This is a genomic window from Blautia sp. ZXY-1-B12 (genome assembly GCF_056339915.1).
Window position 1 is genome coordinate 1 of the sequence record NZ_JBWJVP010000261.1, and the last position, 6,538, is coordinate 6,538.

Genomic DNA, 6,538 nt, shown 5'->3' on the forward strand with positions numbered 1-6,538 from the left:
GCACGCGACTTCAGTCGTGTGAGGATAAAGTTTTTAATTCACTGGGATATCTTTATGTATCTTTAAACGCCCAAATTAGAAATATTACTCTTCTTCACACTTCTTCAACTTCGAATAATAACTATCCGCAGTATAAAGCGCCGCCACCGGATTATGCCCCAATACACGGTCTTTCGTCACTGCTGTCGTAGTCAGTGCCTCGGAATATTTGTAAAACAGACTGTCATGCCCCACGCAAAGTCCGACCACAACATTCAGGTCCGTCTTCGCCTTGTTCAGAAGCTTTGCCTGCAGGATCGGATTACACATATTCACACCGACACCTTCGCAGCATTCCGGGATGCCGACCGATGTCTTCTTCTGTGTTCCGGCTTTACAGCCGACACCATACACCTCAAAGCCATGTCTGCGCAGGATATCTGCCAGGATACGGCTTTCTTTCAACAATCCGACACAGGTTGCGATCCCGATCTTTTTCGCATTAATCTTCTTTGCAAAATCCATGATTTCTTCGACACGGGTATGTTTGCAGTAATTCTCATACTCTACTTCAGCTGCAGCGATTGTTACTTTGCGGTTTTCGTCTTCATTGTAGCATTCCATAGCTTCATTTAGAACTTCTTCATCCATGTGTGTTGTCAGACAGAAATCCGGATAGGTTTTATCCATTTTGCTGCAGTTTTTTACTGCGCAGTCGATACAGGACATGTCTTCTTTTTTCATTTTTTCATTCTCCTTTTGTATACCTTGGTATCTACAGAGGCCTGCCACTGGCAGATTCTCTAGATTAAGCTTTACTTTGTAAAATATCCTCTATTTACTTCATAATAACAAATACTTATACTACAGACAATGGCTTTCCGTTTTTATTTTCTTATTTTTTGTAGTTCTTTTCTATGAGAAACGTTCCTCGATTCAGGGTTGATTTGTCATGAATTGTCGATTCTGATTTTTGAAAAATTATTGAAAATTATCTTTTTAAACTTGAAGATATATAACAGTCTCTCTGATAGACCATCATCTTTGGATTTATACTATCATGTATAGGTTATTTCGTCAATCAAAACATTTATCCACTTCCCTCATTTCAATCCCAGCTCTTTCAATACCTCAGCCGAATACCAGCTACATGGAAGCCAATAAACCATGCAACAGCGGTTCTTTTATTCGCCAGTATATGCAATTTCTATCTCATAGCCGCCGTTCTCATAGTAGGCGTGGGAAAAATAGTATCTTATTGTTATTTCTGAAATATAAAATTTGAATCATAAAACTTCTTTCCCTCTCAAATCCATTTTTACCAAACCAACTACTAACAATCCAATAAAAATTGCCGTGTCCACAAATAACAGTACAACAACACTTTTTACCACTCCGAAAGTAAAAAGTATGGAGAAGATTTCCACTGACAACACAATAAAACACATATAATTTGTTAAATACTCTGTTATAATTTCTCCATAATAATTGTTCATCTGCAATTTCGCATAGATAAAAGGTTTTAATAAATAACGGATTATGATACATATAACAGGACAAATAAAAATCCAGTTTTTATTAACTAGGGATGTTGCCACTCCTTTACTCCATTGTACTGGAATTTCTGTCGGCAACTTAGAATAAGACAAAGCCCCAATAATCAAGCATAGTGCGGTAATCATAGTCCAGGTAAGCATACTTCCCCATATATACAAAAAGCTGACGGAATCCAGTTTGAAAACAGTTCGATTATCTTTCCAATAGTCATGCAAATCTGTTACATATTGTTCTACCTGTAATTTTTCATAACTAATACTTTCTTCATCCAGCATTTTTTCGCACATGAGTTTCGCCTTATTCAAATCAGTAATCTGATTTTTTAATACTTCCTTTTGCTTCTCAAGCATTTCTTGCAATGTTACTTTTTCGGATATAATACTTCGTATATCTTCAATAGAAATTCCCAATGTACGTAAATATGCAATCTTCTTTATATTTTCCACATCATTTTCAGAATAATCTCTATAACCATTACTTTCATTTCTCGAAGGCTCAATAAGTTTTTCCTTTTCATAAAAACGGATATTAGAACGGGATAAACCTGTTCGCTCTTCTACGTCTTTTATAGTCATATTATGCCCTCCTTTCGAGCAACTCTATTTTACTTAATAATAAGCTATAAACAAGGTTTACAGTCAAGCATTTATCAAAAATTTATCAAAAAACTAAAGATGTACCGTTTCACCAAATAGACGGGACGTACTTCATTTGATAAAAAACTAAAAAAAACAGCGATTTACATCAAACTTACATAAATTGATGCAGAAATCGGTGCAAGCAAGAAAAAATCGCATAATTAGTGCAATGAGTGGGCAATTCCAATAGGAGTTGTCCATTTTTAAAACAAACAGAAATACAAATCGAAACATTTCAATCAGTTCACCATGTTACTTTTATTTTGTGTTATACTGTTTTATAGGATTTTCTTGCCCTTGTATTTGCCCTTATCAGAGTTCGTAAACACTGGTGGGACGATATAACACAAGGGAAACAATAAGGGAAAGCTCACCTGCGACAAATCCAGTGTTTTCAAGGGTTTACAGAGAATTTAATAACAAAATATAACAGTTATTAAATCTCTTAAAACAGGTGAAATCTCAATCGGAAGTTATGGAGGTGAATTAGAAAATGTTTGATCTGATGAGTATTATAGTTCCAATCATTTTTATTATTGTGATTGGTATTATTGTTTTTTCTCTGGGGCAGGGAATTGTTACGTGGAATAGGAATAATCAGTCACCTAGATCAACCGTGTCAGCTGTTATTATTGCAAAGAGAGAAAATATTACACATCATCAACATGCAAATGCAGGGGATGCGAGTGGAGCACACGGATTCCATACTACAACAAACACAATGTATTATGTGACATTTCAGACAGAAAGCGGAGATAGAATGGAGTTTCAGGTGTCAGGAACAGAATATGGAATGCTTGCAGAAGGAGATACAGGAAGATTGACTTTTCAAGGAACGAGATACTTAGCGTTTGAAAGGTAACTTCAAGTTTTATTGCTCAGGAAATTGAGGAGTCATGCATTTGGCAAGGAGGGATCTATAAATGAAAACGTGTTGTTTAGTATGGGAAATTCCTGTAATAGAGGGAGAACATTATAATCCAATTATGAATGTCATTTATATGCAAAAAGCAAAGAAATTTTTGAATCAACTAAATCGATATTTTCAGGATGAGAATATGGATTGGAAGTGTGTTTTAGACCATTCAGCATGTACTTATAATGAGATTTTTTCCAGTGAACATCAAGCAGTTATTTTTGCTCCGGAAGCCAAAACAAGACAATGGTTATATAAAAAAGATTTTCAAAAAAAAGATAAAGATAAGTGATAATACAACTCGGGATTTGACAAAGGGATGTGATTGTATGAAGAAGAAAAGCATAAGTGTGATATGTGCTGTATTAGTAATTTCAGGTGTGGCAACAGTCCTTGTATTAACTGGAAATAGAGGAAATGTATCAAATGTTAATCGTGTTGTTGGTTACTCTGCACTCTATGGTGAAAATTCAATCAATGAAGCGTTTGATGTCATAGAGAAAAAATTTGCAAAAGATTTTAAAGGTTGCACACTTGCTGAACTTCGCTATGACGAGGATGTTGAAAACAGATTTGCAGAAGAAATTGAGAAGTATCACAAAGAGAATAACCAAGAACTTATTGTGGTATTATCAATCTTTGATACAGACGAAAAAGGTGGAGATGGTGGGTTCAATCCTAATGATACATACGCCAACTGGCAATGGTATTTAGTGAAAACAGCAGATAAAAAGAGTTGGGAAATAATCAATTGGGGTTATTAATCAACTTCCGGATTTCAATGCTTTGCAAATAGCATGATATGATACCTCTAAAGCAGACAGATTAAATATAAAAATCTGTTACTTTGGAGGTATTTTTAGTGGTTCATCAATGCTTTGATATCTGGGGCTGTATGGATTTTTTTCGATACAGCAGGAATAACATAAACAATAGAATTACTGGAAAAATAAGTCCGAATCCCATGCCAATCCTAATATTATTTCCGGCATTCTGGGTGATACGACCAACAATTCCAGGTCCAATGCTGCCACCTAAATCTCCTGCCATGGCAAGAAGAGAAAACATAGCCGTTCCACCTGTTGGAAAAGTTTTTGAGGAAATACTGATTGTTCCAGGCCACATGATTCCAACTGAAAATCCACATGCAATACAACCGATAAGACCGATAATCGGGCTGGATGACAAAGCGGCAAGTAGATAACAGACAACGCATAATATGCCTGAACCACCCATAAACTTCATTAAATCTAACTGTTCTCCATATTTTCCAAAAATTATACGGCTGATTCCCATTGTTACTGCAAACATACATGGACCTGCTAAATCTCCCAGGGCTTTTGACAATCCCAGTGCGGCTTCTGCATAAGCAGAAGCCCATTGAGCCATTGCAAGCTCAGAAGCTCCGGAACAGATCATCAGACATATTGCAACCCAGAAAAATGGTTTGGAAAACAGATTCTTAATTCCCATTCCGGAACCATTGTCAACTAGATGTTCAATGGGACAGGTCATGAAGTTATAAGTATTAACTGCAGGAATGATTGCCCATATTACGGCGAGCCATTTCCAGTTGTCTATTCCAAATATCAGGAAAAATAAGCTGGAAATCAAAATTGTCCCAACAGCTCCCCAACAGTAAAAGGAATGGAGCAGACTCATAGTTGCTTCTTTGTTTTCAAACGGACAGGCCTCGATAATAGGGCTGCAAAGTACTTCTATTAAACCACTTCCGATGGCATAAACAATAACACTACATATAATTCCAATAAAAGGATCAGGTAAAAAATCAGGTAAAAATGCCAGTCCAAGCAGACCCAGTGCAGAAAATATTTCTGATGTAACAATGCACACACGATATCCGATATGATCTACGAATTTGGCACAGAACAGGTCAACCAGAAGCTGTGTGAAAAAGAAGAAAGTGGATATCAGAGCAATGTTACCGAGAGAAATATGGTAGTCACTGTGAAATTTCAAAAAAAGAAGCGGTGCGAAGTTTGCAGCAATAGCCTGTGTGATAAAGCCCATATAACAGGCAAGTTTTGTCTTATGGTAGTCAGCTTTTTTTATAGAATTCCCCAATTTAAAAATCATAAGAATACCTCTTTTCTTTTTTTTGCTTGATTATATAGCAAATATTAGATATATACATTGAATTAAATTGTAGAAATACTGTATAATATCGTAAAAAAGAAAGAATGTGATATGGAGATGGATTGTAATAAAATATATAATAAGATACTTACAGACGAGGAGTTCATGGAAATTAAACAGCATGGAAGCAGTGACTATCCATTCCAGTATTATTATGATAATCTGGAATTGTTTGATTTTCATTGTATTGAGTGGCACTGGCACAGAGAATTTGAGTTTTTATATGTGGAGTCCGGACAAGTTACATGCGGAATAGGAGAAAAACAGATTATATTGTCAGAAGGAGAAGCAATTTTTATTAATTCTAAAATATTGCACCGTTTTTACGCATCATCAGGTGGTATCATTCCTAACTTTGTATGTATGCCGGAATTTATTGCACCGGAGAACAGCCTGATCTATAAGAAATATATCTTGCCAATCATTTCATCGAATATATATTTCCAGCGTTTTCAGACTGATGAACTATGGCAGACAAAGATTATACAAACTATGATAAAAATAATGGAAATACAGGGGAATGAGAAAATAAGAGAACTTGCTACTTTGGCTTTGATGCAGGATTTATGGCTGACTTTTTATGAAAATGTAAAGTTATCTGATAAAGGAAATGTACAGACAGTTGATGAAGTTGCACAGAAAAGAGTACAGTTAATCATGCAATATATACATGAAAACTATAATCATAATTTGTCTCTGGATGAAATTTCCTCGCATATAGGAATCAGTAAAAGTACTGCACTTAATTTGTTCCACCGGTTTTTACATACTACACCGGTTAATTATCTGATAGGATATCGACTTCAGGCAGCTTCCTGGTTATTGAAAAATACGAATAAAAAAGTAAAAACAATTGCCTATGAAAGTGGATTTCATAACGTTGATTATTTTTGCAGATTGTTTAAAAAACGTTATCATTTAACCCCATCAGAATATCGTTGCACATGTTTAAAATTGTTGTCGGCAGATCCGAGTCTTCAGACCCATAAATAAAGCCGATGCGGGTATTTTTGAATCCTGTATCGGCTTTGTTAATTTGCGAAGATTTTTGAAAAATTTATTTTAATGATTCATCAGCGTTTTAATATCTTCTTCCGGTGTGGTGATAGGTGCAATACCATAATTTTCCACCAGATAGTTTAGAATATTAGGAGACAGGAACGCTGGAAGAGAAGGACCAAGACGGATGTTTTTGATACCTAAGTGTAAAAGTGTCAGCAGGATGCAGACTGCCTTCTGTTCATACCAGGAGAGAACGAAGGAAAGCGGAAGCTCATTTACAGAACATCCA

7 protein-coding genes and 1 pseudogene are annotated in these 6,538 nt (G+C 35.7%); 4 read left to right on the forward strand and 4 right to left on the reverse strand.

Annotated features, from left to right (window positions below; translation table 11 throughout):
* Nucleotides 1–84 precede the first annotated feature (84 nt).
* Entirely contained in the window at nucleotides 85–723 is a 639-nt protein-coding gene (locus AC075L_RS18400; protein ID WP_055052516.1) for a DUF1847 domain-containing protein, read from the reverse strand.
* A gap of 542 nt (nucleotides 724–1,265) precedes the next feature.
* Nucleotides 1,266–2,111, reverse strand: coding sequence for a MerR family transcriptional regulator (locus AC075L_RS18405; protein WP_015530080.1), 846 nt, complete (start codon nucleotides 2,109–2,111; stop codon nucleotides 1,266–1,268).
* Nucleotides 2,112–2,667: 556 nt separating this feature from the next.
* Between AC075L_RS18405 and AC075L_RS18410 the strand changes: the two genes are divergently transcribed.
* The 3 genes from AC075L_RS18410 (at nucleotide 2,668) to AC075L_RS18420 (ending at nucleotide 3,854) form a co-directional block, all read left to right on the forward strand.
* Nucleotides 2,668–3,036, forward strand: coding sequence for a DUF2500 domain-containing protein (locus AC075L_RS18410; RefSeq protein ID WP_055052515.1), 369 nt, complete (start codon nucleotides 2,668–2,670; stop codon nucleotides 3,034–3,036).
* A 61-nt stretch (nucleotides 3,037–3,097) separates the two neighbouring features.
* Nucleotides 3,098–3,382: a hypothetical protein gene (locus tag AC075L_RS18415; RefSeq protein WP_242857100.1), complete on the forward strand. Its 285-nt coding sequence runs from the start codon at nucleotides 3,098–3,100 to the stop codon at nucleotides 3,380–3,382.
* A gap of 37 nt (nucleotides 3,383–3,419) precedes the next feature.
* Nucleotides 3,420–3,854 (forward strand): hypothetical protein, encoded by a 435-nt coding sequence (locus AC075L_RS18420; RefSeq protein ID WP_019162386.1) that lies wholly within the window; start codon nucleotides 3,420–3,422, stop codon nucleotides 3,852–3,854.
* Nucleotides 3,855–3,960: 106 nt separating this feature from the next.
* Here AC075L_RS18420 and AC075L_RS18425 read toward each other — a convergent pair whose 3' ends face one another.
* Nucleotides 3,961–5,187 (reverse strand): MFS transporter, encoded by a 1,227-nt coding sequence (locus tag AC075L_RS18425; RefSeq protein ID WP_118520841.1) that lies wholly within the window; start codon nucleotides 5,185–5,187, stop codon nucleotides 3,961–3,963.
* Between the two features lie 165 nt (nucleotides 5,188–5,352).
* Here AC075L_RS18425 and AC075L_RS18430 point away from each other — a divergent pair, with 165 nt between their 5' ends.
* Nucleotides 5,353–6,240, forward strand: a complete 888-nt coding sequence (locus AC075L_RS18430; protein ID WP_242857099.1) for an AraC family transcriptional regulator — start codon at nucleotides 5,353–5,355, stop codon at nucleotides 6,238–6,240.
* 69 nt (nucleotides 6,241–6,309) lie between these two features.
* Here AC075L_RS18430 and AC075L_RS18435 read toward each other — a convergent pair.
* Nucleotides 6,310–6,538 (reverse strand): annotated as a pseudogene (locus AC075L_RS18435) (hydroxylamine reductase); the annotation flags it as partial.

Coding starts and splice junctions, on each gene's coding strand:
- AC075L_RS18400 (WP_055052516.1), bottom strand. CDS start 723: ATGAAAAAAGAAGACATGTCCTGTATCGACTGCGCAGTAAAAAACTGC.
- AC075L_RS18405 (WP_015530080.1), bottom strand. CDS start 2,111: ATGACTATAAAAGACGTAGAAGAGCGAACAGGTTTATCCCGTTCTAAT.
- AC075L_RS18410 (WP_055052515.1), top strand. CDS start 2,668: ATGTTTGATCTGATGAGTATTATAGTTCCAATCATTTTTATTATTGTG.
- AC075L_RS18415 (WP_242857100.1), top strand. CDS start 3,098: ATGAAAACGTGTTGTTTAGTATGGGAAATTCCTGTAATAGAGGGAGAA.
- AC075L_RS18420 (WP_019162386.1), top strand. CDS start 3,420: ATGAAGAAGAAAAGCATAAGTGTGATATGTGCTGTATTAGTAATTTCA.
- AC075L_RS18425 (WP_118520841.1), bottom strand. CDS start 5,187: ATGATTTTTAAATTGGGGAATTCTATAAAAAAAGCTGACTACCATAAG.
- AC075L_RS18430 (WP_242857099.1), top strand. CDS start 5,353: ATGGAAATTAAACAGCATGGAAGCAGTGACTATCCATTCCAGTATTAT.